The organism is Candidatus Kapaibacterium sp. (assembly GCA_025059875.1).
GTDB lineage: Bacteria > Bacteroidota > Ignavibacteria > Kapaibacteriales > HRBIN21 > HRBIN21.
This window is the reverse complement of the sequence record JANXCT010000005.1, coordinates 55,743-79,137: the sequence shown is the minus strand read 5'-3', so window position 1 is coordinate 79,137 and position 23,395 is coordinate 55,743. Positions and strand designations below refer to the sequence as shown.

Here is a 23,395-nt window from a genome sequence, read left to right as displayed (position 1 = left end):
CAACAAGATCTCGCCCCGGTACATTCTGGAAAAGGCGATGGGGACCGAAAACCGGAGAAAGCCGTGGACGACCTCTACGAGGCGTTTCTACGGTATTCGAACCTGCCCATGTTGGAGAGCAAGCAGGTGCTGCTCAACGCCATTGCGCAGGGCGTGCGGGAGAAGGTCTTTGGAGTACGGATCGGTGACCGCACCTTCTTCGGAGAGAACGTCTTATCACAGCTCGGAGCGGGTGCGATCGTCGTGCGTGAGCCGGAACTCCCGCCTGAATCGCCATCAGGAACGGGAGGGGGAACCACCACCCTGGAGCGTCCAACGCAGGGCACTCAAGAAGATGGCTCCCCTAGGCCTGGCCCCAGCACACCAGTAATTCGCGAGTACAAGCTGGAAGTCGTCGTCCCTTGGGACAGACTCTACGACTTCGTTAGCGGCGTGATAAGGCCCCCTGCGCCTAGACGGTGCCGAGATCACCCTGCAGATCCACATGGAGGCTCAAAGCCAAAACGGGATTAAGCAGATGACCCTTGAGCACAAGGTGCGGGAGACGCTCCGGCAGATCGGAGCGAAGATTGTGACAGAGGAAACCGTAGAACGCCTGCAAAGCACAGGATGAGGGAAGGAGCATCGCGTTTTCCTTTCCAGCCGGGGAGTACTACGGTGGCATCGCGGTGTGGTGATGGAGTCAGGTGAGCTTTCCGTACAAGGTGCTGGCATCTTTATGCACTCATCGCAGGTTTGCGATACGTGGCTGCGACATCCCTGCACATCCTTCATCGCGATGCTATTTCTGCAAGGATGATTCGGCATTGGCTCCATACGCAAGTGCAGCGGGCACTTACAGAGGTACCGGCCGTGTGTCTGGTCGGACTGCGGCAGGCGTGGAAGACACGCTGGCGCTCGCCATTGCTGCAGAACGGGAGTCGGTGTACCTTGAACTTGGAATCGCCGCAGGACAGAGCAAAGCTGCAGGACGCAGAAGCCTACCTAGAGCGGCACCGGGACAAGCTGGTCATCTTGGACGAGCTCTACCGCATGCCGGAGTTGTTGCCGCTGCTGCGCAGTCCGATTGACCGAGGGCGGCGGGCCGGGCAGCCCATGGGACAGTACCTGCTCTTGGGCTCGGCATCCCTCGGGCTCTTGCGCCACGTGGGAGAAGCTCTGATGGGCCGAGCCGTATCCTAGAGCTGACTCCGTCGTGTTGGAGCTGCACGGAGCGCCATAGAGCAGCTCTGGCCACGAGGTGGCTTCCCTGAAAGCCTACTGGCAGCCAACGATGGACAGAGCTTCCGCTGGCGGTACGACCTCCTCCGGGCCTACCTAGAGCGTGAGTTCCCGCTCTTCACCTCCGCACGGCTGTCAGTAGAGACACTCTGGCGCCTCTGGACGACGCTCGCACATCGGCAGGGGGCGCCGTACAACGCAGCCAAGCTTGCCCGAAGTCTGGGATTGGACGCGCGGACCGTCAACCGGTATGTGGATACGTTCGTAGACCTCTTCCTGCTGCGTCGGCTACAACCGTGGTACGAGGGCGTCGGCAAGCCCCTGGTCAAGGCTCCTCGGCTCTATCTACGGGACAGTGGGCCGCTCCATGCGCTCTTGGGAATCCGTTCGTTGGAGGACTTGCTGGCACACCCGATCGCTGGTGCGAGCTGGGAGGGATGGGTGATAGAGAACATCGCTGCCAGCGCGCCCGAGGGAACGGAGCTCTACTTCTACCGCACGAGCGCTGGAGCAGAGATTGATCTGTTGCTCCTCCTCCCCACCGGGACGCGCTGGGCTGTGGAGATCAAACGGAGCCCTGCACCGCATCCCTTGTGGGGATTCCACCTGGCATGTGACGATGTGAAAGCCGAGCGGCGCTGGCTCATCTACCCAGGGCAGGAGCAGTATCCAACCAGCGGCAGCGTCGAGGTAGTAGGGCTCAGACGCTTCTGCGAATACGTTTCACAGGCTGCGAGGTGAAGCTGCGCATACCTTCTGGCTGTGGACCAGGCTGCTGGTGACGCTGGAAGGCCTCCTACGGCCGCTACGCGTCAACCCGCTGACCACCCCTTAGTGGGCTCTGCTGGATTCGAACCAGCGACCTCTTCCATGTCAAGGAAGCGCGCTAACCAGCTGCGCCAAGAGCCCACGCTGCAGGGGCAAAATTAGCATTTTTGCGGAACGCTGGAGGGTACGGTCACACAAGGCGTTGTGGGATATGGTTGTTTCGCTCCTCTTGGCGGCTGGGTTGCTGTCGTTGGCGGTGGCCATAGTGTTCCGGCAACGCGTCTTGGCCGTCTCCGTAGAGGCTGGGGCAGCCTCGCCTGAAGAGGCCCGACGCCTCCGGGACATTGCCGATGCGATTGCCGAGGGGGCAATGGCTTTCCTGCTGCGGGAGTACCGTGTCCTAGGGCTCTACATGCTCGGGTTCGCTGTGCTCATTGCCCTCCTCATTGACGACCCCTTAACCCCAGTTCGCGAGGGAGTCTACACGGCGATTGCCTTCCTCTGTGGGGCCTTCTGCTCAGTATTGGCCGGCTTCATCGGAATGCGGATCGCTACGCATGGGAACGTGCGTACAGCCGCTTCCGCTCGCATCTCGCTAGCGCATGCCTTTCGCACAGCGTTCCACTCCGGTGCTGTGATGGGCTTCGGGCTGGCGGGGATCGCGATCGTGGGACTGGTTGTCGTCTACCTTGGTTTGGACGCCGTGCTGCATGGTGTGGAAAAGCGCACCGTCATGGAGGTCCTCTCTGGCTTCGCCCTTGGGGGCTCCAGTGTGGCGCTCTTTGCCCGTGTCGGCGGCGGCATCTACACGAAGGCGGCTGACGTCGGGGCAGACCTCGTAGGAAAGGTGGAGACGGGCATCCCGGAGGATGATCCCCGCAACCCGGCTGTGATTGCCGACAATGTCGGCGACAACGTCGGCGACATCGCTGGCATGGGGGCAGACCTCTTCGGCTCGGTGGCAGAGAGCACGTGTGCTGCGCTGGTCATCGGAGCAGTTGCTTTCCCAGACAACCTACCGGCACTCCTCTTCCCGCTGGCTATCAGCGCCATTGGGGTGCTCTGTAGCCTCATTGCTGTGCTGCTGACTCGCGTCCGGACAGAGGCTGATGTCGAGAATGCACTGCGCCGAAGCTTGCTCATCGCAACTGTACTCCTGGGCATCGGAGCCTACGTTGCCTCACAGACTATGCTGCCAGAGACGTTCATCATCTTCGGCCAGCAGTACACGGCGCTGGGAATCTTCTTCTGCGTGCTCGTCGGGCTGGTAGCGGGCCTGCTGACTGGGATTGTGACGGACTACTTCTCCTCCAACCGCTTCCGCCCAGTGCAGCAACTAGCCGACTCCGCCCGAACGGGTGCTGCTACGGTGATCATCGGCGGATTGGCGGTCGGCTACAACAGCGCCATTGTACCGGCGCTCCTGTTGGCCCTGACAGCCATCACCGGCTACACGCTAGGGGGTATGTATGGGGTAGCCGTTGCAGCGCTCGGTATGCTGGGAACCATCGCAACGGCGCTTACAATAGACGCCTATGGCCCCGTGGCCGACAACGCTGGCGGCATCGCTGAGATGGGTGGCATGGGCCCTGAGATTCGGCAGCGCACGGACGTCCTGGATGCAGCAGGCAACACGACGGCCGCCATTGGCAAGGGCTTCGCCATTGGTTCGGCAGCCCTAACCGCACTGGCGCTCTTCTCTGCCTTCGTTACCCGGGCCCAGGAGTTCGCCCCTGAGCTGGACATCCTCCACACCACTAGCCTGCTTGATCCCTGGGTCCTAGCGGGGCTCCTAGTTGGAGGTGTCCTCCCCTTCGCCTTCTCAGCTATGACCATGCGCGCGGTAGGCCGAGCCGCTTTCGACATGATTGAGGAGGTCCGCCGCCAGTTCCGCACCATCCCTGGGCTGCTGGAGGGGAAGGCCAGAGCAGACTACCGACAGTGCGTGGACATCTCCACCAAGGCTTCGCTGCGGGAGATGGTGGCTCCAGGGCTCTTGGTGCTGGGAACCCCGTTGGTGGTAGGCTTCCTCTTCGGGTTGAAGATGCTCGCTGGAGTCCTCATCGGTGCTATCGTCTCTGGCGTCGCGTTGGCAACCAGCATGGCAAATTCCGGAGCTGCCTGGGACAACGCCAAGAAGTACATCGAGAAGGGCTACCTCGGCGGCAAGGGCTCTGAGGCCCACAAAGCTGCCGTCATCGGGGACACCGTTGGTGACCCGTTCAAAGACACCTCGGGGCCCTCGCTGAACATCCTCATCAAGCTCATGGCCATCCTAAGCCTGGTCTTCGTCCCCTTCTTCGTGCGGTTCAGCCTGCAGCTCTTCCAGTGATGGCGATAGAAATCCCGACGCTAAGTGTTGGTGAGCTGACGCGGCAGCTCCAGCTCCTGCTGGAGGAGAGTTTCCCGTACGTGCGTGTCCGCGGGGAGATTTCCAACTACAAGCTGCACAGCTCGGGGCATCGGTACTTTACGCTCAAGGACGAGACGGCACAGATTGCCTGCGTCCTTTGGCGGAGCCGGGTCTTAAGCTTCGAACCCCAAGACGGCATGCGGGTCATAGCGGAGGGAGCCATCACCGTCCGTCCCCAGCGCGGGCAGTACCAACTGGACTGTTGGAGCTTGCGTCCGGACGGGATCGGGAGCCTCTACGAGGCCTTCGAGCGGCTGAAGCAAGAGCTCCAGGCCCGGGGATGGTTTGCAGAGGAGCGGAAGCGACCGCTGCCGCGGCTCATCCTCCGGATCGGGATTGCTACTTCACCTAGTGGAGCAGCGCTCCATGACATGCTCACTACGCTCCGCCGTCGCATGCCAGCCGCTACGGTCTACTTCCGTCCAACACTCGTGCAGGGAGAGGGTGCGCCTGCAGATATTGCACAGGCAATCGCAGACCTCAACCAAACGGATGCGCAGGTCATCATCGTCGGCCGTGGGGGCGGCTCACTGGAGGACCTGTGGGCTTTCAACACGATAGAGGTGGCAGAAGCCATCTACTCTTCCCGCATCCCGGTTGTGTCTGCTGTCGGGCATGAAGTGGACTACACGATTGCCGACTTCGTTGCAGACGTACGCGCTCCGACACCGACGGCCGCAGCGGAGCTGGTCTCTCAGTTCGGGCAGCAGGCTCTCTTGGAGTGGCTCGACCAGTCCGAACAGCGGCTCTGGAAAGCAGCATCCCGGGCTCTGGAGTTGGGACGGACTCGTCTCCAGTGGCTATCGGACCATCCAGCCTTCCGACGCTTCCAGGAGCGCATCCACCTGGCGATGCAGGATGTTGATGAGCTCTCGGAACGCCTTGCCCGTGCAGTTGAGCGTGGTCTCCAGCAGGCCCGTCACCGTCTGGCAGCTCTGGAAGCCCACTGCCAAAGCCTCTACCCTCTGGCACCATTGCGGCGGGGCTTCGCCCTTCTGCGGGCCCACGGGCGCTACATTCCGCCTGATACCTCACTGCAGGGTCTGTCACGGGTAGAAATCATCCGCCTCCATGAGCGGGCATTCGCACGCCTGACACACGTGCTACCGCTAGAATCCGACTCCGTCCCCAGCACTGTCCCTACCGACGGGAACTCCTATGAGCGAGAACAGCTCTCCCTCCTTTGAAAGCCAGCTTGCTCGCCTGGAAGAGATCGTGTCCTTACTGGATCGTGGCACGCTTCCGCTGGAGCAACTGCTCCAGCTCTACGAGGAAGCAATGCAACTCATCGCAAGCTGCCGACAGTACCTAGAGCAGGCAGAACTCCGGGTCGTCCAGATTCGCAGCGCTGCATTTCCCACTGCTGACGAAGAGGGCTTCCCGGAGCCGGATTGAGCATGATCCTCTCGTGCCACGCTCTACACCCTTCCCAAGCAGTCTCTTCGGTAGCTTTTGCAGGAAGTCTCAGGGGCGGGCCTTACCCCGAGAGCGTCCCCCACCTTCCTTGATGTCATCCCGCTTGCTACGCGTTCGAACCGTAACCCCCTCGTCCCCTTTGGTTGCCTTCTCGGCCTTGTCGGATCGAGTCCGTCCTCCACCCTGCTCCGAAGTCTGCTCACTCCGTCTCTGGGACTGAGCCGACGGCTCCTGTACTGGCTGAGCCCAAATAGACTCCTCGCCTCTTGGGCGGCCGCGCAGGGAGGTAGTATCCGAAGACAGCCCTAAAGATGGCGGGGAAGCAGTATCTGAGGATGCCCTCTCCCGTGAGCGTCCACCGCCCCCTTCTCCCACCGGAATTGCCCGGATAGATTCCACAGAGCCCCGCGAGGGACCAAAGGTGCGTACCCGCACCGGAGGCTCTGGGACACGGTCTGCGGGCACGACAACCACGACGGGCGGCGCATACCAGTACCAGGGGTAGTAGCGCCAATATCCCCAGCGGTAGTACACAGGACGGCAGTAGTAGACCGATGGTTGCCAGGGAGCATACCAATCAGCGTACGCCCAGTCGGGGACAACAACATAGGTCTCCGGGACGACAACGTACGTTGTCGTCGACCTCTCGCTGGAGCGTACTGGAGAGGCTGCAACCTCTAGCGAGTCTAGCTTTTGACGCTCTAGAGGTGTGTTGCGGAAGCCAAAGTAGTCTCGGTACGTTCCGGACGGAGTTGCACATCCAAGAATGAGCACTCCGGCAGCGACACTTACTACCGCCCACATGGCGCCCTCCCTATTTTCTCCACCTTGGGTAGACGAGGTGCTACTGGTTTTCGCGTATGTGGATTTTTCGTAATCTTGCACCAGAGCTGAGCCTCCGCTGCCATGCCACTACTGGCTCCTGTCCTGTCCCTCGTGGCCACCCTCTCTACTCAGAGCAGCCAGCCGGTCGTGCTGGTGGGCACGATAGAGGGAGCTATCAACCCAGCGACGGCTGAGTACATCACGATGCTGCTGCGTACGGGCAAAGAGCAAGGGGCTGAGGCGGTCATCCTCCGGCTCAACACCCCTGGAGGTCTGCTGGAGTCCACGCGGAGCATTGTGCAGGAGCTCCTACAGTCCCCCATCCCCGTTGTGGTCTACATAGCCCCCTCGGGAGCACGGGCTGGGTCTGCTGGGGTCTTCATCACGCTAGCGGCTCACGTAGCGGTGATGGCACCAGGGACGAACATTGGAGCAGCACACCCTGTAGGCTTAGGCGGAGAGAGCCCAGACTCAGTGATGGCAAACAAAATCACAAACGATGCTGCTGCATTTGCCCGCAGCATTGCTCAACAGCGCAAGCGCAACGTGCGGTGGGCTGAAGATGCCGTGCGGCGTAGTATCTCCAGTACTGAACGGGAAGCGCTCCGTGAAAAGGTCATAGACCTCATCGCCCCTTCGTTGGACTCCCTTCTGAAAGTCCTGGATGGCCGTTCCGTTGAGCTCCCCTCCGGTGTCCGAAAGCTTCGGACGGCTGAGGCCCGCATCGAGGAGGTCCAGATGAACTGGCGGCAGCGCCTCCTAGCCCTGCTGAGCAATCCCGACATCGCCTACATCCTACTGATGTTGGGCATCTACGGGCTGCTCTTCGAGCTGTACAACCCCGGAGCTATTGTGCCCGGTGTAGTTGGGGCCATCTGCCTTATCTTGGGCGCTTATGCTCTCCAGATGTTGCCTGTCAACTACGCGGGGTTAGCGCTCATCGCGGTGTCTATCGTACTGTTCCTGCTGGAGCTCAAGATCACCAGCTACGGTCTGCTAACCTTGGCAGGGCTCATCTCGCTGCTGCTGGGCTCCATCATGCTCATTGACTCCCCGCTAGAGTTCATGCGTATCTCGTGGTCGGTCATCCTCCCAACGGTCATAGGGAGCGTGGTGTTCTTCGGGTGGATCTTGGGTAAGGGCATCCAGGCACAGTTACGCCGTCCGTACAGTGGCGGCGAAGGGTTGATTGGGCTGACAGCCGTAGTTGTAGAGCGGATTATGCCAGATACGCGCGGGCGGGTACGCCTGATGGGCGAGCTCTGGTGGGCTACAGCTCCGCAGCTAATAGAGCCAGGCACTCAGGTTCGCATCGTCCGACGCGAGGGGTTCGTGCTCCACGTCGAACCAATAGATGCAGCTCAACAGCTGCAGTCTGTCACTCCAGATTCGTCGTAACTTGCAGTAGCCAGTTCCACCAACGAAGCCTAAGGTGCTATGGAACTGCTGGTTCTGCTCCTGCTTGCAGTGATTTTCCTAAGCTCAGCCTTGCGGGTCTTGAACGAGTATGAACGCGGTGTTGTCTTCCGTCTCGGTCGCCTCATTGGGTCCAAAGGCCCAGGCCTGGTACTACTGATTCCCTTCATCGACCGCATGATCAAGGTGAGCTTACGGACTGTCGCGATGGAAGTTCCCTCGCAGGATGTCATCACTCGCGACAACGTCTCCATCAAGGTCAATGCCGTCGTCTACTTCCGTGTCGTGGACCCAGAGAGAGCCATCAATGAGGTGGAGAACTACCTCTTTGCTACCAGCCAGATTGCGCAAACGACGCTGCGGAGCGTGCTGGGACAGTCGGAACTGGACGACATTCTAGCGGAACGGGAGAAGATCAATCGGCACCTCCAGGAGATCATTGACAGCCATACCGAGCCCTGGGGCGTCAAAGTGACAGCCGTAGAGCTCAAGCAGATCGACCTGCCAGTGGAGATGCAGCGGGCTATGGCACGGCAGGCAGAGGCTGAGCGTGAACGCCGCTCCAAGATCATCAGCGCCGAAGGCGAATACCAAGCTGCTCAGCGCCTAGCTGAAGCTGCCCAGACGATTCAGCAGTACCCCGTGGCCTTGCAGCTACGCTTCCTGCAGACGCTTACGGAGATTGCCAGTGAGCGAAATTCTACGATCGTCTTTCCAATCCCGATAGACCTCCTACGGCCGCTAATAGCGGGCCGCACAGACCAGCAGAGTTCGTAGGCTCGGTGCTGAAAGGCCCCCGCCGTAACGACTCAACAACGCGCCGCCCAGTCTACACTCGGCCAACCCATCACCGGGAGGGCCGTATGATGTATTCCTGCGTGCACCAAACCTCTTAGCCCGCCAATCCCTCTAACACCGCAGGTACGGCCGATAGAAGGAGTCACAACAGGAAGGGGAAAGAGCCCTGATGTGGTGGCTAACCCACAGCATCGGTGTCCTCAAGGCAGTCGTTGCTCTCCTGAGCACTCCAGAAGACCCTGTGCAGGACTCCTCTTGGTCGCGCTGGCTCCCCATACCTCGGCACCCTGACTCCACCGAGCATTGGGATAAGGCACCCCGCCTCCACTTCTTCAGCATACCGCGGGACTCCCTGCGGATCTGGCTATTCCCAAAGGAACGGCAGTCCCCCGACCCTAAAGACAACGGGCTGTTCCGCCTACTGCCACCCTTCGAGAACGGTGACCCTTTTCGGCTTCTACCACCAGCACCATTGGACTCGCTATTGCAGAAGTACCGACGGCCCTGGAAGATAGCACCCCCAGTTCCTCCGCCTCCTCCGAGCCCTCCGCGAGAGATTCGGAAGAGCGCGGTCTATAGCGTGTTCCCACAGGCTATTCCCGTAGCCCTTGACGGAGGTATCCCGGACACTGCACCACAGCTCCGTTTGCTTCTCCGCTCTCCATTCCACTGCTGGAACGACCAGCTCCAACACCACTTGCAGGAACTCCAGCGCTCGCTGGAGCAGTGCCAGCAGCGGTTCCAGCGGCAAAGGGATAGATTGCGCCGGGAGTTCCAGGACCGTCTCCGTGCCCTCCGACGGGAACTCCAGCGACACCAAGAGGAAGCCCGTCGTTATGGACAGGAACTACAGCGCTACTACCGAGAGCTGCAACGCTACGACCACGAGCTTCGACGTTACGAACGTGAACTCCGCCGACTCCGACAGCGTACTCAGGAGGAGCCAATCACGCTCTAACATTGGGCAGCGCTACTTGTAGCGCCGAAGGAACTCCAGCCGGTCTTGCAGCTGCTCAACTGGCACCAAGAGCTGCTCTTTACCGAAGATGGCGGACTCGCGGTCCTCAAAGACTAGCTCGTAGTCCTTGCTCATCACGATGGCCTCCTCAGGGCAGACCTCTTCGCAGTAGCCGCAGTAGATGCAGCGCAGCATGTTGATTTCGAACTTGACCGGATAACGCTCCTTCTCGCGCTCCGTCTCAGCAGCCTGCACTTCAATGGCAAGCGCTGGACAGACGCGCGAACAGAGTCCACAAGCCACGCACCGCTCCCCGTCTTCGTCCAGCACCAACACCGGACGGCCCCGGTACGAACCCAGCGGTTCCCAGCGCTCCTCTGGATACTGCCGCGTGAACTTCGGCTTGAACATCTGCCGCAGCGTGATGCCCAGGCCCTGCACGATGGCCGGCAGGTAGAGCTTCTCCCAGAAGCTCATTCGCTGGGCTTCCGTATTCTCCTTTACGTTCATCGCTGCCTCCGTCGGTTAACGTACAACGTACTCCAGCGCGAGCAACACAGCACCTGTTAAAACGATGTTCAGCAGCGCGAGAGGTAGGAGAACACGCCAACCTAAGCGCATCAGCTGATCGTAGCGAAAGCGCGGCACCGTCCAGCGTACCCAGATGAAGAGAAAGAGCAGCACAGCGGTCTTCGCCAGCGTCACCCCTGCCTGGAAGAGAGCCAGCCCAATGGACCCTTCCTGCAGCCCTAACCACCGCGGGAGTTCCGGTATGAAGGGCACATGCCACCCGCCTAAGAAGAGCACTACCATCATGAGTGAGGCCACCACCATATTGGAGTACTCCGCTAGGAAGAAAAGCCCGAACTTCATGCCAGAGTACTCCGTGTGGTAGCCTCCGACCAGTTCTGGCTCAGCCTCTGGCAGGTCGAACGGTGCACGATTGGTCTCCGCAAACGAGGCAATGAGGAATAGCAGGAAGCCCAGGGGCTGGTAGACGATATTCCAAACGTGCTGCTGGCGGGCAATGATCTCGGCTAAGTCTAATGTCCCCGCCACCATCACGACACCCACGATCGACAGCCCTAGTGCTAACTCGTAGGAGATCATCTGCGCCGAAGAGCGCAGACCTCCGAGGAGAGAGTACTTGTTGTTGGATGCCCAGCCTGCCAGCACAATCCCATAGACACCGATAGAAGCCATCGCCAGGATGTAGAGCACCCCAACGTTAATGTTCGGCGCTATCGCGAGCGGGATGCGCTGGCCACCAATGACGACAGAGTCAGCTATTGGGATGACAGCGTAGAGGCTCAGCGCGACCGTAATGGAAATCCACGGTGCCAGCCGGTGGTATGCCCGATCAGCCAGTGCTGGCACCAGGTCCTCCTTGAAGTACAGCTTGATGACGTCAGCAAACGGCTGCAGGAGGCCGAATGGGCCAACACGGTTGGGACCAATCCGGTCCTGGATCCATGCCGCAATGCGGCGTTCGGCATACACTAACCCCGCTGCTGCCAAAAGGACGGTGTTGATGACGATGAAGGCCTTGATACCGGCGACCACAAGCTGCACCAGTAGCTCTGTCATCGCCGCCCTATGGCTTCAAGACATGCGACTCATACCGCATAGCCGGCACAGGTTCAGGAGCCAATCCCCTGCCCAATGCTACTCCTTGATAGGCTTCTAGCAACTCGTAGGTCATGCCAGAAAAGCTCGGCACTTCCTGAGCTAGCTCTCGGAAGACGTCCTCAGAGCGATGCCACTTCCACAACGTTCCCAGAAGCCGAGCGATCTCCTTAAGATGCTGCCATGTCTGCCGGCAGTTCCGACGGGGTCCATGGGTCCAGCGGTCGTTCCAGGCACCGAACTTGTCCCACCGGCTCATCTGCATTCCCGTGTAGCGCTCCCGCTCTTTTGTGGCCACAGCAGGCCGCAAGAGCTGAACATACCGCTGGATGTTCGTGTAAGTCCCCTCGAGCTCGGCGTAGGTAGTCGTTGCCAACACGATGTGGGAGCGCTTCGTGGTTTCGTTATGGTTCGTCGCATGGACAATGACGATCTCTGCCTCCTCCAACGCTTGCCGCAACTCTGGGGAGATGGATGCTACGTCTTCCTCTACAACGTAGAGCACCCGGACAGCACCATACCGCACCTTCTGCGGGAGCTCCACCAGATTCACTCCTCCAGCCCCGGGCTTGAGGCCAATTTCCACAACACCAGTCGTGTTCGGGTTACGGTCACGGCAGCGGAGGAAGTCATCCTCGAAGTAAGGATCCTCCCGCCGCGGGAAGTCCATGTTGGGGGTCTTTAGCACCGTGCGGGCGAACTTGACCAGAGCATAGGCGTCCTCGTTTGTCAGCCGGCCTGAGCCGATGATTGCAATCTCGCTAGGCTTGTAGCGGCGCAACACTGAAGCCACAGCCTCATATGCCTCTTCCCAGGAGACCGATTCTGGCTTCTCCGTGCTGACTCGGCGAAGCCATGCTCCATCAACACGATTGTGGTTTACGAAGCCATACTGTGTCAACCGCCCTTCATCACACATCCAGTACTGGTTGACACGCAAGTTGCGGCGTGGCTCCAGACGCAGGATTTCGTTGTTCCGGACACCAATCCGGATATTGCACCCACGGGCACATCCCGGGCAGATAGAGTCCGTGAAGCTCATCTCCCACACTCGCGCCCGAAAGCGGAAGTCACGGCTAGTTAACGCTCCTACGGGGCAGAGTTCGATGACGTTCATAGAGTACGGGTTGTCGAACTCCGTGCCGGGATAGAGCTCGATGGTCACATGGTCGTTCCGCTCTACGAAGGTGAGCACCGGCTGCTTAGCAATCTCGTTGGCAAAACGGATGCACCGCGAGCAGAGGATACACCGCTCAGCGTCGAAGATGATCGTCGGCCCCCAGATAACTCGCTTGGGCTTGTGGACCTTCTCCTCCGTAAACCGGCTGACACCCCGACTGTGGCGGAAGGCATACTCTTGGAGCTTACACTGCCCAGCCTCGTCGCAGATAGGGCAGTCCAGCGGGTGGTTAATGAGCAAAAACTCCATCACGGCCTCCTGTGCCCGGACAGCGCGCTCGCTCTTCGTGCGTACCACCATCCCATCAGCAATAGGCGTCGCACAAGCAATTTGGAGCTTTGGCAGGAACTCGATGACAGGCTGCCCCTTCTCATCCACTTCAATGGTGCCATCGGAGCGCCGCTTGGGAAGCCCAACCTCTACTAGGCACATGCGGCAGTTGCCAGCAACGGACAGCGCCGGATGCCAGCAGAAGTGCGGGATTTGCAATCCACTCTCGTACGCGGCTTCAATGATGGTCTTACCGGCTGGAGCCTCTACTCGATGGCCGTCTATCGCGATCACAGGCATTTTGGACCCTCATCAGTACTGCAGTTTCGCGCAAAATTACGCCGCGGCTACCGACTACTTTTCTGAGGTATCGCAGGGTTCCCAAGCCTCACCACCGCACGGGATGTAGTCGGGGCGAACATGCTCGTCGAGGAGTGTGCAGAGCTGCCCCGTCTCATCGAAGTGGCAGCAAGAACCGCAGAGGAGTTCCTCTCTGAGCTGGCGCACTTCCTGCGTAAACTGGCTCCAGCGGCGGTAGGCTGGATAGAAGACCACCGCCCAGAGTGCCAGCAAGACGATCCACCAATACCGCCACACATCGGGTAGGAGGGAGGCTAAGGTGAGGCTACCCACAACGATAGCGAATGCCCGTACCACTGCGCCGTAGACAATTGTTCCAGCCGTTACTTCCACGGCTCCATCTTCTGCGCGGCGCTGGAAAAGCCATGTATCCCGTGCCCGCTCCCACAGCGTCGTCTGCATTGCGACTGCTCTTCTCGCCTAACTCCGGAGACGAGGAAGCGGCTCCCCTCCTGTGGCTTAACTCCTATCGGGTGCTATGGCTCGGGCGACTGTACCGGCTTGGGTAGCTGCAAGAGGAATCCCTCCCGCAGCTTCTGCTGGAGTCTATCACGCAGCAGTTGGCGAGCTGCCTCCGAAAGCACCCCCAGTCCCAGGACGGATTGCCGGAACACGTACGCCCGCTCTAGCGAGAAGCTCCGCCCTGAGAGCACCCACAGCAAGAAAATCCCGTCCGAGATACCTGCCTCTAAGCGCACCAACGATGGGACATCCACGGGTAGGAAGACACCACTGGCTACGAGAGCCTCTGTCAGACGATGGCCCTGCTCCTCTAAGAAGGTCCGAAAACGCTGTATTCGTCTCAAGAAGCGCCCATCCGAACTGCGCAGGGCATGGGCCCAGAACTCAAGGAAGATCGGCGCATGGGCTGCGTGACGGCGGTAGAACTGTACCGCTGCTTCCCGTACAATGTCAGCTTGCCGGAGAGGGTCGGACTCTGCCGCCAAGTGCTCAGAGAGATCGGTCTCAAACCGCGTCAGCCACCCATCCAGCAGGGCATAGAAGAGCTCCTCCTTCGTGGGGAAGTACTCGTAAACGGTGCCCTTCGCTACCCCGGCCCGCTGGGCAATCTCCGCAACCCTTGTAGCATGGTACCCCTTGCGTGCAAAAAGCTCTGCAGCGGCCTGTAAGAGGCGGTCGCGCTTTGCCTCCTTATCCCTTCGGGCCATGGGCAGCACTCGCAACCTCTTCCACTGCGTTGACGATCCATTCGGCACACACCCGCTTTGAGCGTGGGGGAAGCATCCGAATTCGCCCATCTGGAAAGAGCAAGGCAATTGTATTGTCTTCGCGGCCGAAACCGCTGCGCCCCCACCGTAGACTGTTGAGGACGAGGAGGTCGACACCCTTCGTCGTGAGCTTCTGGCGGGCAGCACTCCATTCCTCCTGCACCTCCAAAGCAAAGCCGACCAAGATCTGTCCTGGCCGCCGCCGTTGCGCCAAGTGGGCTAAGATGTCCGGAGTCGGGCGTAGCCGCAGCAGCCACTCCTCCGCACCCCGCTTCCGCTTCCCCACCATCGGCTCTGCTGGTGCGTAGTCTGCAACCGCTGCAGTAGCAACGATGACGTCTGCTTCTGCGGCACAGCCACGAACTGCCTCATACATCTGCTCTGCGGTCTCCACCCGATGGAGCTCGACACCGGGCGGTTCGGGTAGCATAGTGGGACCCGTCACCAACGCAACTTCGGCGCCTCGATCCCGGAATGCCTCCGCCAAAGCGTAACCCATGAGCCCGCTGGAGGCATTGCTAAGGTAGCGGACGGCATCGATAGGCTCCCGCGTCGGTCCCGCCGTAACGAGCACGCGTCGTCCAGACCAGAACTGACAATGCCACGGCGAGAGCACCCCCGTCGTCAGCGCTCCCTCTACCGTGCTGAGGATAGATTCCACTTCCGGCAGCCGCCCTACGCCTATGCTCCCACTAGCAAGTTCCCCATAGGCCGGTGGCAGTACCCATACCCCCTCTGCCCGCAATTGCGCAACCGCTCGTTGCAGAGCCGGCTGCTCCCACAGCTCTGTATCCATCGCCGGCGCCACTACTAACGGGGTTGTCCGCGGCAGGGAGCGAGCAACCAACGTTGGGGCTGTGTCGCAGAGCCCAATAGCGAGCTTACTCAACGTCGTGGCCGAACACGGTGCAATTAGCATCACTTCCGCCCACCGGGCCCACTCAACGTGCCAACTTCCCGGGAAGCCTATAGGGAAGACGTCCACGACCACCGGCGCGAATGCCGCTATCGCTCCTTCCGCCACAAACTGACGTGCCGAAGGACTCATGACGACCCGCACCTCAGCCCCTTGCCGCAACAGCTCCCGAAGGATCAGAGGTGCCTTGTAGGCTGCAATGCTCCCTGTCACCCCCAGCACGATACGGCGCCCGCGCAACCGCTCCATTAAGCGCTCGCCCCCGTGTAGTACCGCAGAGCCCGCAGGAAGAGGAACCGGCTCACCAGGAGCAGGAGTGGCGGGATAACGAGCCCAGCAAGCACAACCTCCTCTGTAGCCCGTCCCAACACAACTTGAGCAGGGACAGAGGCCACAAGCCCCATCGGGAACACGTACAGCAGAATACGCCGCAAGATCGGCGCGTAGATGCTATCGGGCTTCATCCCGAACTGGTACAGGATGTGGAAGGTCTGCTGAATCCCCTCCGCAGCCAGGATCCGAATCGCCAATGCCCCAATGAGTGCCTGGAAGCTGAGCATGCAGAGGAGCCCATTGATGATGAAGATCGGATACGCCACTGCCGCCAGGACCGACGCCGGAGAGGTGAGGCTGAAGGCGTACCCCAGTACCGTCAGCGCCACCGCCAGGTTCAGGAACGAGGCTACGTTCGGATACCGCAGGAACACCAGGAAGAAGGGAGACACCGGCTTGAGCAGGAAGAAGTCCAGCTCACCTGTGAGCACGTACTGTGGGATGCGCCAGAAGTTCGTGGAGAAAAGCGCCATGTTGAGGGCGTCCACTACGAACAGCGTCCCCAAGAAGACAGCCATCTCTGCACGACTCCAGCCCGCGACCGTCGGCGTGTGGAGGTAGATGACCTCGAAGAGTCCCACCTGGACGGCATACCAGACCACATCGATGAGGAAGCTCAGCCACAGGTGGAGCCGATACTCCATCTCTCGGCTGAGCGCTTGGGCTAGGAAGAGTCCCCACAGGCGAAGCCCCATCAGCATCGGCTCAGCCTCCGTACCCGCCAAAGCGGCGGAGTCCATAGCGCCACACCACTGCTACTCCCCCCATCAGCAGCAGACACCACGCGATCGCACGTAGACCGAAGAATGGCAACTCCTCTGCTGGAATCAGACCTGCGACAATACCTGCCGGGACATACGCAAGGTATTGGAAGGGCAACCACTCCGACACTATCCGAAGTTCGTAGGGCAGCAGCGAAAGCGGCATCAGTTGTCCCGAGAGGAGCCATAGGCTGATGTCCTTGATGACATGCAGCGTCCACACCTCATCCATCCAGAAGGCTAGGTACGAGATACCGAGCCCCATGAGGAAGTTCAGCACCATCCCAACGACCAAAAACGGGGCCGCTAAGAGCACCCGCTCAATACCGACGTGTAGTGGCAACCACGGAAGCGTTATCCCTACGGCCACCAACGCCAGCAGAAGCACCACCGGAAACGTTACGATTCGCTCCGACACTGCCATTGCAAACGTGGCAGGGCCGTGGGCAATCGGCTTCAGTAGGTACCGGACTAATTCGCCCGTGCGAATCTCTTCCGCCACCATCCGCTCCACCCGTCCCCCGCGCGTAATCCCCAGGCTCAAGGTAGCACAAGCGATGTAGAGCGCCATCTGGGCGAAAGGTACGCCCGCAAATGTCGCTCTCTGTCCCCAACCGTAGACAGCAAGCCAGAGGAAGAGCTGGACCGTGACGCCGACAATGACCGTCAGGCCAGCTGTGAAGAGGAAGTTTGTGCGGTACATGAGGGCAGCGCTGAGCCCCACTCGCGCAATGCTCGCGTACACTCGCAGATAGCTCATCGCAGTGCCACTGCCATCCGGATAACCTCCGGCGGGATGTCCAAATGGCTCGTCCGGGCATCGTCCGCAGCAAGCTCCAGAGGCAGCGGCTCCTGTACATGGCCGATGTAGAAGGCCGTGTAGAAGCCGCTGCCACAGCCCTTCAGAGCATCGCAAACCATTCGATAACCCAGCCAACTAGCCCGCAAGATGTCGGTTACCGAAGCCTTGCCGCCGCGCTGGAAGTAGCTCATATCTACGGCTCGAATCTCCCGGTCAATCCCTCGGCGGCGAAAGATCTCCTCTAACGTCTGCTGGATTTCTCGCAGGGATTTCGGATAAGCTTCCGCTACAACGATGATGGTGTCGCGATCGCGCTGTGCCGCAATCTCTGCTAAGCGCTCGAAGTCCACGTCCTCGTGCGGCCGAATGGCGTATTCAGCCCCACCGATGATACCAGCGTAGAAGGCTAAGTACGCCGAATCGCGCCCCATGGAGCGGATGAGGTAGACCCGACGATGCGAGCTGGCCGTGTCCCGAATCCAGCTCAGCATCTCTAGGCTACGCTCCAGAGCGCTGTAGAAGCCGATCGAGGTGCCGTAGTTGTTGCAGACATCGTTATCAATAGAGCCGGCTGCTACCAGAATCCGGGTCCTCCATCCCTGCCGGCGCAGAATCTGCTCCAGTGTCCACGCCGCTTTCACACTGCCATTGCCTCCGATGACGAACAAGTAGTCAAACCCCTGCTCTTCCAAGTTCCGTGCCGCTCGCTCCTGGAGGGATTGATCTGTTGCTAGCTCAGGAAAACGCATTGTCCCCAAAATCGTCCCGCCTAGCGCTGCGATGCCGGAGACGTCGCGCTTATTCAAAGGGCGGTACTCGTTGTACACTAGCCCTTTCCAGCCGTCCAAGACTCCCCAGACGCTACTCTCCGGGCTGAGGTTGAACGTAGTCCGCACCACAGCCCGGACAAATGCATTCATGCCTGGGCAGTCTCCGCCACCAGTGAGAACCGCACACTTCATTGCCCTACTCTCCAGTCACCGTACAGGCTCCCTCCACGCAACCCCTCACCGCACCTTGAACGTCGTCATCGTCAGGATTGCCAAGATGACAGCGATGATGTAGAAACGCACGACCACCTGCGCTTCGTGCCATCCACAGCGCTCAAAGTGGTGGTGGAGCGGTGCCATTCGGAAGAGCCGACGCCCCTCACCGTACCGCCACTTCGTGTACTTGAAGTAGGCCACCTGGAGGATAACGGAGAGTGCCTCTGCCACGAAGATGCCTCCAAGGATTGGCAACAGCAGCTCCTTTTTGAGCAAGACGGCCAAAGCCCCTAACGCACCTCCAAGCGCCAGTGAGCCTGTATCCCCCATGAAGACCTGCGCTGGGTACGTGTTGAACCAGAGGAAGCCCATTGCAGCTCCTACCATAGCCGCGCAGAAGATGCTCAGCTCATCGGCCCCACGGAGGTGTACAATGTTTAGGTAGTCAGCGAACACCGCATTACCCGACACGTATGCAATGAGTGCCATCGCCAGAGCAGCAATCCCCACGGTCCCCACTGCTAATCCATCCAGCCCGTCGGTCAGATTCACAGCATTGGAAGTCGCTGTGACAACCAGCACAACCATCGGGACGTAGAGCAGTCCCCAGTCGAGATTTACATCCTTCGCGAAGGGGACGGTTGTCTGCGTGGCTACTGCCGGGTAGCTGCTGGAGAACCACTCCGGCCAGCATACAATCGCAAGTCCCAACCCCAGTCCAATCGACACCTGCCCCAAAAGCTTGTACCGCCCAATGAGCCCATTCGGCAAGCGCTTGACAACCTTGAGGTAATCGTCCACGAACCCCACCACCCCCAACCATAGGACGACCACCAGGATGGCCACGACCATCCCATTCGCTACGTTCGCCCACAGCAGGGTCGGGACAACGATCGCCAGTAGGAGGATGAGTCCGCCCATCGTGGGGGTCCCGTGCTTCTGGGCATGATTGCCAACCGCTTGGAGTTCGGGCTTACCGTGCTCTTGGAAATGGCGGCGGCGTAGGAAGCGGATGAGGAGTGGCCCTACGACGAACGAAATGACCAACGCTGTGATCGCTGCCGCTGCCACCCGAAAGGTAACGTACTGGAATACCCCGAACCCCGGGGGATCAAAGGTCTTCCAGATCCACAGCGCCAGATGGTACAACATCGCTACCCTTCCCCATCCTTACTCTCTGCTGGTACAGACCCACTACACGCTCCATCGCCATCCCACGAGAGCCCTTCAAAAGCACTAAGTCTCCAGGCCGTGCTTCCTGCCACAACCGCTCTGCCAACTCCTCGTGAGAAGTTGCAATGTATACGTCGGGGTAATCAGCTGCAACTCGGGCAAAGGCGTCACCAAATACGCAGACTACCTCAGCACTCTCGAGGGCCTGCCGCAGAACGGTCCTGTGGGCCTCCTCAAGTGCCGGCCCCAGCTCCAGCATATCTCCCAGTACAGCCCATCGGCGCCCGCAACACGGAAGCTGGCGCAGTGTCTCTAGAGCTACCCGCATGGAGAGAGGATTTGCATTGTACGTGTCGTTGAGCACCTGAATTCCGTTCGGCAGCTGCATGAGTACCATCCGAGCATAGCCCTCTTGGGAAGGCTGGGGGTCGTAGGCAGAGAGTCCTTGGGCCGTCTCCTCCGCACTCAGTCCAAGCACCCAAGCCGCGGCAGCCGCAGCCATGGCTGACCGTGCTCCCGCAGGACCAAGCAGCCGTAGCTGACACTCACAGTGCTCAGCGCCATACCGCAGACGTAATAGGGCACGCCCATCAGCAGTGAAGGCCACCTCTGCCATCACGTCTGCTTCAGGCGTCATTCCAAACGTCCGCACGCCTGGATAGTCTCGCTCTAAACCACTTCCGGCCGGCAGCACCGCTATCCCACCGCGACTCTGCAGATACCGCACTAGTGCTGTCTCTTCCTGCTGGACCCCTCTAAGGGAACCCAGCTGTTCCAGATGCTCCTCACCAATCGCTGTAATGACACCGTGCGTCGGCTGTGCGATTTGACACAGGCGAGCAACCTCCCCGAAGGAGCTTGTACCGATCTCTACAACAGCAACCTCGTACTCCGAGCGGAGCTGCAGTAGGGTCAAGGGCACACCCAAGGCGTTATTCTCATTCCCAGCGGTCTTCAGAACGCGGAAACGCGTGGCAAGCACGGAGGCCAGTAACTCTTTCGTTGTCGTCTTGCCGGCAGATCCCGCAATCGCAACCACCGGGAGAGCAAATCTCCGGCGATGGAGCCGCGCTAGCTCCCCCAACACTTTTAGCGGATCCGCTACCGGGAGGCAGCGGTACCGCTGATGCCACTCTGCAGGGAAGTGAACCCAACTCCGCCGTTCAACGATTGCCAATTTGACTCCCCCAGCAAAGGCTTCGGGCAACTTCGTGTGAGCATCTACCGTCCGTCCTCGCAGCGCTACGAAGATGCCTCCCACTGCCGGCTTACGGGAATCTATCGTCAGCCCTTGAAAGCACTCTTCCTCCGCGACGCCCTCAGCAGCCTCCGCAAGCAAGCTCCGGAGCTCCCATCCCCACCACACGACGTCCGGAATGCACGGCTCCATATCCGCACAACTACAGGCGCTGCAAAATTAGGCTGGTCCCTGGAAGTGCCATAGCTTTCCGCGCGAAACGTCTTTCATCGGCGAGGAAACGACAGTAGTCTACTAGGAAGTACCATGCCCTCTGTCTTGCTTCTCACCTGCCTGTTGGTGCTATCCCCTCTCTCCTCAGAAGGCCAGGCACCGAAAGGGGCCTTCAAGATTGCCCGCGTCAAATACGGCGGTGGAGGGGATTGGTACAACGACCCTTCGGCAGAGGTCAACCTCCTCCGATTCGTCCAGCAGCACACCACGATTCCCGTAGACCCGGTCTTCGAGTACGTGGAGCTCAGTAGCGACGCTATCTTCCAGTACCCAATGCTGTTTCTGACGGGGCACGGCAACGTCGTCTTCACACCTGAAGAAGCACGCCGGCTGCGCGCCTACCTGCTCAACGGCGGGTTCCTCTACATAGACGACGACTACGGACTAGACACCGCCATCCGCCGCGAGATGCGCAAGGTCTTTCCCGACAAGGAATTCGTGGAACTCCCCTTCTCGTACGGCCTCTTCCACTGCCACTTCCGATTCCCACACGGTGTCCCGAAAATCCATGAGCACGATGCTAAGCCCGCCCAAGCTTTCGGCATCTTCCATGAGGGGCGGCTCTGCGTGCTCTACACCTACGAGAGCAACCCCAGCGACGGATGGGCAGACCCTGAGGTGCACAACGATCCTCCAGAGAAACGCGAGGCGGCCTTGAAGTTCGGCACCAATATCGTCGTGTGGGTCTTGACGCAGTAGCTTCTCAGCCCGCTCCCGGCAACCTCCAGAGGACCTCCTGCGTCCGCTTTGCTATTCCACGGCATCCAGGTGTTGCGCTCCCCACGTCCGAAGCTGCTCCAGAGTTATGGGATCCGCCAGCGAACATCTAGCCTCCAGGTCCGGTAACAGCAGTCGCTTGCCAGGGCAGAGCACAGTTGTAGTTCCAGCCACGAAGCTCACGAAGTACACTCTACGAGAAGCGAGCTGGGCAAAGCTTTCTGCAGCAGCATAGCCAAGGCAGGTAAGCCTCCAACGACATTTGCATCTGCCGGACCCGAGAAGCTGGTAGTTGCGCACAAGGGCAAGAGCACCCCCTCCGCTTGCCTGAGCTCTTGCAGATGTTGCCTTAGAGCTGCGCAACCGTCATCGCCCAATTCTAAGCTAATCTGAAGTGCTACTCCGCCTTCACAGCACTCCCTACGACTACGGTGCTCCCTACGACGGCGGTCACTTCAGGTCCCTCTACAAGGCAGCATGCAGGCTGAGCAAGCGCGCTAGCTCACCGGTCAGCAGTCGGCGCTCAAAGCCCCGTATAAACTCCTCAGAAGGCACTGGGAGCGCTCTTTCTCGCCAGCGTTCGTAGAGTTCAGCAACGTGGTTAGTTGCAACCTCAATATCGCCCGGCTTCACCCAAAAGGCGGCACCGCTGGCCTCTAGTAAGGGCTGAATCGGCGACTCCGGAGGTACGCAGGCCAAGATTGTCCGTCGAGCGCCGAAGTACTCAAAGAGCTTTGCTGGTGACCCTAATGGACGATTCTCCACCCAGAGGACATGGGAGCTAAGCATGTACCGAATTGCCTCTAGATGCGGGACGTAGCCCTGCACCTGTACGATGTCCTCCAATCCCAGACGTCGCACCATCTGCTGATGTTCAGGGCGGATGAGGCCTACGAAGCGGATCTGTAGGTGGCGCCGCGCTTCTGGCCGCTGCTGTACAAACCGAGCGAATGCTTCCAAGATCGTCCTTGGATTGCCGTGCTTAAGAGTCCCAACGAAACTCACCACCAACCGGTCCGGGGGTGGCTCTACGTTGCCGGCCCGTGCAAAGTCCTCACTGTCGTAGCCATGCGGGATGATGACGATGTCCTCGTGGGTCAGCAGTCTAGGGTACTGCCGCAAGAGGTGCTCCTTGAGCCCTCGAGTAACAACAGTAGCGCGTGCCATTCGGGTCAACACACCTCGCTCCAATGTTTGATGGGCTCGTCGGTGCCAAGGCGTAGGATACCACCGCTCTGGATCACCGCACCACGGATCTCGGTAGTCAACAATGTACGGTAGCTCCGATTGCTCCGCTAGCTCGGCCGCAATGAGGAGATCGGTGAAGGGCGGGGCCGTGGCAAAGATGATGGCGGGCTTGTACTCCCGGATGAGCTCCCGTCCCAATGCCAACGCTTGGCAGCGCCATCGGACCGCACGGTCAGGAATCCAGCGTAGCTGATTCCAGCGCAGCCAGAGCCAGTGAACCCACTCCGCAGGTAGCGGAACGGTCGGCTGAGTGGCCGCCCACCGACGTACCCACCAAGGACTGCCATCGTCGGAGGTACGATAGATCGGGATGCGACGCTCTTCTAACTCCTGCAGTAGGTACTGGTCGAAGGCGAAGTATGCTGTCGGAGTCGCCGTCAATACAATCGGTTCCCATCCGTAGTCTCGCAGGTACTTAACGAACTTCGCTACCCGCAGTACTCCACTCGTCCCAAGCGGCGGGAAATAGTAAGCAATGACCAGCACCCGCTGCCGTGGCTGTTCCATT

Annotated in this window: 23 protein-coding genes and 1 tRNA gene; 10 read left to right on the top strand and 14 right to left on the bottom strand. The window is 59.9% G+C overall.

Annotated features, from left to right (window positions below; translation table 11 throughout):
* The 3 genes from NZ960_06860 to NZ960_06850 all read left to right on the top strand — a co-directional run.
* A partial coding sequence (locus NZ960_06860; GenBank protein MCS7177313.1) for a hypothetical protein occupies positions 1 to 513 on the top strand: 513 nt, incomplete at its 5' end.
* Positions 514 to 795: 282 nt separating this feature from the next.
* Complete coding sequence (locus NZ960_06855; GenBank protein MCS7177312.1) at positions 796 to 1,182, top strand: AAA family ATPase; 387 nt, start codon at positions 796 to 798, stop codon at positions 1,180 to 1,182.
* Between the two features lie 258 nt (positions 1,183 to 1,440).
* Entirely contained in the window at positions 1,441 to 1,962 is a 522-nt protein-coding gene (locus NZ960_06850) for a DUF4143 domain-containing protein (protein MCS7177311.1), read from the top strand.
* Between the two features lie 94 nt (positions 1,963 to 2,056).
* Here NZ960_06850 and NZ960_06845 read toward each other — a convergent pair.
* Positions 2,057 to 2,130 (bottom strand) — tRNA-Val (locus tag NZ960_06845).
* A 70-nt stretch (positions 2,131 to 2,200) separates the two neighbouring features.
* Here NZ960_06845 and NZ960_06840 point away from each other — a divergent pair.
* Genes NZ960_06840 through xseB form a run of 3 tightly spaced genes read left to right on the top strand, consistent with a single transcriptional unit; the run spans position 2,201 to position 5,797 of the window.
* Positions 2,201 to 4,321, top strand: coding sequence for a V-type H(+)-translocating pyrophosphatase (locus NZ960_06840; protein MCS7177310.1), 2,121 nt, complete (start codon positions 2,201 to 2,203; stop codon positions 4,319 to 4,321).
* Positions 4,321 to 5,589, top strand: a complete 1,269-nt coding sequence (gene xseA, locus NZ960_06835) for an exodeoxyribonuclease VII large subunit (GenBank protein ID MCS7177309.1) — start codon at positions 4,321 to 4,323, stop codon at positions 5,587 to 5,589. Before NZ960_06840 ends, xseA begins: the two co-directional genes overlap by 1 nt.
* Complete coding sequence (gene xseB, locus NZ960_06830; GenBank protein ID MCS7177308.1) at positions 5,561 to 5,797, top strand: exodeoxyribonuclease VII small subunit; 237 nt, start codon at positions 5,561 to 5,563, stop codon at positions 5,795 to 5,797. Before xseA ends, xseB begins: the two co-directional genes overlap by 29 nt.
* Positions 5,798 to 5,866: 69 nt before the next feature.
* Here xseB and NZ960_06825 read toward each other — a convergent pair whose 3' ends face one another.
* A complete protein-coding gene (locus NZ960_06825; protein ID MCS7177307.1) occupies positions 5,867 to 6,622 on the bottom strand; it encodes a hypothetical protein in 756 nt (251 codons plus the stop codon).
* Between the two features lie 102 nt (positions 6,623 to 6,724).
* Here NZ960_06825 and NZ960_06820 point away from each other — a divergent pair, with 102 nt between their 5' ends.
* The 3 genes from NZ960_06820 to NZ960_06810 all read left to right on the top strand — a co-directional run bounded on the left by NZ960_06820 (position 6,725) and on the right by NZ960_06810 (position 9,815).
* The gene (locus NZ960_06820) at positions 6,725 to 8,041 is read left to right on the top strand and encodes a nodulation protein NfeD (GenBank protein ID MCS7177306.1); all 1,317 of its coding nucleotides are present in this window, start codon (positions 6,725 to 6,727) and stop codon (positions 8,039 to 8,041) included.
* Positions 8,042 to 8,080: 39 nt separating this feature from the next.
* Positions 8,081 to 8,836 (top strand): slipin family protein, encoded by a 756-nt coding sequence (locus NZ960_06815; GenBank protein ID MCS7177305.1) that lies wholly within the window; start codon positions 8,081 to 8,083, stop codon positions 8,834 to 8,836.
* 190 nt (positions 8,837 to 9,026) lie between these two features.
* The gene (locus NZ960_06810; GenBank protein ID MCS7177304.1) at positions 9,027 to 9,815 is read left to right on the top strand and encodes a hypothetical protein; all 789 of its coding nucleotides are present in this window, start codon (positions 9,027 to 9,029) and stop codon (positions 9,813 to 9,815) included.
* Positions 9,816 to 9,827: 12 nt separating this feature from the next.
* Here the strand turns inward: NZ960_06810 and NZ960_06805 are convergent, their stop codons facing one another.
* From NZ960_06805 to murF, 11 genes are all read right to left on the bottom strand, one after another.
* The gene (locus tag NZ960_06805; GenBank protein ID MCS7177303.1) at positions 9,828 to 10,325 is read right to left on the bottom strand and encodes an NADH-quinone oxidoreductase subunit I; all 498 of its coding nucleotides are present in this window, start codon (positions 10,323 to 10,325) and stop codon (positions 9,828 to 9,830) included.
* 15 nt (positions 10,326 to 10,340) lie between these two features.
* Positions 10,341 to 11,402, bottom strand: coding sequence for an NADH-quinone oxidoreductase subunit NuoH (gene nuoH, locus NZ960_06800; GenBank protein ID MCS7177302.1), 1,062 nt, complete (start codon positions 11,400 to 11,402; stop codon positions 10,341 to 10,343).
* A gap of 7 nt (positions 11,403 to 11,409) precedes the next feature.
* The gene (locus NZ960_06795) at positions 11,410 to 13,191 is read right to left on the bottom strand and encodes a 2Fe-2S iron-sulfur cluster-binding protein (GenBank protein ID MCS7177301.1); all 1,782 of its coding nucleotides are present in this window, start codon (positions 13,189 to 13,191) and stop codon (positions 11,410 to 11,412) included.
* 54 nt (positions 13,192 to 13,245) lie between these two features.
* A complete protein-coding gene (locus NZ960_06790; protein MCS7177300.1) occupies positions 13,246 to 13,653 on the bottom strand; it encodes a hypothetical protein in 408 nt (135 codons plus the stop codon).
* Between the two features lie 74 nt (positions 13,654 to 13,727).
* Positions 13,728 to 14,420 (bottom strand): TetR/AcrR family transcriptional regulator, encoded by a 693-nt coding sequence (locus tag NZ960_06785; protein ID MCS7177299.1) that lies wholly within the window; start codon positions 14,418 to 14,420, stop codon positions 13,728 to 13,730.
* Entirely contained in the window at positions 14,404 to 15,645 is a 1,242-nt protein-coding gene (coaBC, locus tag NZ960_06780) for a bifunctional phosphopantothenoylcysteine decarboxylase/phosphopantothenate--cysteine ligase CoaBC (protein MCS7177298.1), read from the bottom strand. Before coaBC ends, NZ960_06785 begins: the two co-directional genes overlap by 17 nt.
* Positions 15,645 to 16,469, bottom strand: a complete 825-nt coding sequence (locus NZ960_06775) for an ABC-2 family transporter protein (protein MCS7177297.1) — start codon at positions 16,467 to 16,469, stop codon at positions 15,645 to 15,647. Before NZ960_06775 ends, coaBC begins: the two co-directional genes overlap by 1 nt.
* Positions 16,435 to 17,250 carry an ABC-2 family transporter protein gene (locus tag NZ960_06770; protein MCS7177296.1) on the bottom strand — a complete coding sequence of 272 codons (816 nt, stop codon included), beginning with the start codon at positions 17,248 to 17,250 and terminating at the stop codon, positions 16,435 to 16,437. Before NZ960_06770 ends, NZ960_06775 begins: the two co-directional genes overlap by 35 nt.
* Positions 17,247 to 18,254 carry a 6-phosphofructokinase gene (locus tag NZ960_06765; protein MCS7177295.1) on the bottom strand — a complete coding sequence of 336 codons (1,008 nt, stop codon included), beginning with the start codon at positions 18,252 to 18,254 and terminating at the stop codon, positions 17,247 to 17,249. The genes NZ960_06770 and NZ960_06765 overlap by 4 nt, the downstream gene beginning before the upstream one ends.
* A gap of 45 nt (positions 18,255 to 18,299) precedes the next feature.
* On the bottom strand, positions 18,300 to 19,430 hold the full coding sequence (mraY, locus tag NZ960_06760; protein ID MCS7177294.1) for a phospho-N-acetylmuramoyl-pentapeptide-transferase: 1,131 nt from the start codon (positions 19,428 to 19,430) through the stop codon (positions 18,300 to 18,302).
* Positions 19,390 to 20,841, bottom strand: a complete 1,452-nt coding sequence (gene murF, locus NZ960_06755) for a UDP-N-acetylmuramoyl-tripeptide--D-alanyl-D-alanine ligase (GenBank protein MCS7177293.1) — start codon at positions 20,839 to 20,841, stop codon at positions 19,390 to 19,392. The genes mraY and murF overlap by 41 nt, the downstream gene beginning before the upstream one ends.
* Positions 20,842 to 20,955: 114 nt before the next feature.
* Between murF and NZ960_06750 the strand changes: the two genes are divergently transcribed.
* Positions 20,956 to 21,621, top strand: a complete 666-nt coding sequence (locus tag NZ960_06750; GenBank protein MCS7177292.1) for a DUF4159 domain-containing protein — start codon at positions 20,956 to 20,958, stop codon at positions 21,619 to 21,621.
* A 483-nt stretch (positions 21,622 to 22,104) separates the two neighbouring features.
* Here the strand turns inward: NZ960_06750 and NZ960_06745 are convergent, their stop codons facing one another.
* The gene (locus tag NZ960_06745) at positions 22,105 to 23,394 is read right to left on the bottom strand and encodes a glycosyl transferase family 1 (protein MCS7177291.1); all 1,290 of its coding nucleotides are present in this window, start codon (positions 23,392 to 23,394) and stop codon (positions 22,105 to 22,107) included.
* Position 23,395: the final 1 nt, after the last annotated feature.

Excerpts from the sequence above, each read along its gene's own strand:
- NZ960_06855 (MCS7177312.1), top strand. The coding sequence starts at position 796 with ATGATTCGGCATTGGCTCCATACGCAAGTGCAGCGGGCACTTACAGAG.
- NZ960_06840 (MCS7177310.1), top strand. The coding sequence starts at position 2,201 with ATGGTTGTTTCGCTCCTCTTGGCGGCTGGGTTGCTGTCGTTGGCGGTG.
- xseA (MCS7177309.1), top strand. The coding sequence starts at position 4,321 with ATGGCGATAGAAATCCCGACGCTAAGTGTTGGTGAGCTGACGCGGCAG.
- xseB (MCS7177308.1), top strand. The coding sequence starts at position 5,561 with ATGAGCGAGAACAGCTCTCCCTCCTTTGAAAGCCAGCTTGCTCGCCTG.
- NZ960_06825 (MCS7177307.1), bottom strand. The coding sequence starts at position 6,622 with ATGTGGGCGGTAGTAAGTGTCGCTGCCGGAGTGCTCATTCTTGGATGT.
- NZ960_06820 (MCS7177306.1), top strand. The coding sequence starts at position 6,725 with ATGCCACTACTGGCTCCTGTCCTGTCCCTCGTGGCCACCCTCTCTACT.
- NZ960_06815 (MCS7177305.1), top strand. The coding sequence starts at position 8,081 with ATGGAACTGCTGGTTCTGCTCCTGCTTGCAGTGATTTTCCTAAGCTCA.
- NZ960_06810 (MCS7177304.1), top strand. The coding sequence starts at position 9,027 with ATGTGGTGGCTAACCCACAGCATCGGTGTCCTCAAGGCAGTCGTTGCT.
- NZ960_06805 (MCS7177303.1), bottom strand. The coding sequence starts at position 10,325 with ATGAACGTAAAGGAGAATACGGAAGCCCAGCGAATGAGCTTCTGGGAG.
- nuoH (MCS7177302.1), bottom strand. The coding sequence starts at position 11,402 with ATGACAGAGCTACTGGTGCAGCTTGTGGTCGCCGGTATCAAGGCCTTC.
- NZ960_06795 (MCS7177301.1), bottom strand. The coding sequence starts at position 13,191 with ATGCCTGTGATCGCGATAGACGGCCATCGAGTAGAGGCTCCAGCCGGT.
- NZ960_06790 (MCS7177300.1), bottom strand. The coding sequence starts at position 13,653 with ATGCAGACGACGCTGTGGGAGCGGGCACGGGATACATGGCTTTTCCAG.
- NZ960_06785 (MCS7177299.1), bottom strand. The coding sequence starts at position 14,420 with ATGGCCCGAAGGGATAAGGAGGCAAAGCGCGACCGCCTCTTACAGGCC.
- coaBC (MCS7177298.1), bottom strand. The coding sequence starts at position 15,645 with ATGGAGCGGTTGCGCGGGCGCCGTATCGTGCTGGGGGTGACAGGGAGC.
- NZ960_06775 (MCS7177297.1), bottom strand. The coding sequence starts at position 16,469 with ATGGACTCCGCCGCTTTGGCGGGTACGGAGGCTGAGCCGATGCTGATG.
- NZ960_06770 (MCS7177296.1), bottom strand. The coding sequence starts at position 17,250 with ATGAGCTATCTGCGAGTGTACGCGAGCATTGCGCGAGTGGGGCTCAGC.
- NZ960_06765 (MCS7177295.1), bottom strand. The coding sequence starts at position 18,254 with ATGAAGTGTGCGGTTCTCACTGGTGGCGGAGACTGCCCAGGCATGAAT.
- mraY (MCS7177294.1), bottom strand. The coding sequence starts at position 19,430 with ATGTTGTACCATCTGGCGCTGTGGATCTGGAAGACCTTTGATCCCCCG.
- murF (MCS7177293.1), bottom strand. The coding sequence starts at position 20,841 with ATGGAGCCGTGCATTCCGGACGTCGTGTGGTGGGGATGGGAGCTCCGG.
- NZ960_06750 (MCS7177292.1), top strand. The coding sequence starts at position 20,956 with ATGCCCTCTGTCTTGCTTCTCACCTGCCTGTTGGTGCTATCCCCTCTC.
- NZ960_06745 (MCS7177291.1), bottom strand. The coding sequence starts at position 23,394 with ATGGAACAGCCACGGCAGCGGGTGCTGGTCATTGCTTACTATTTCCCG.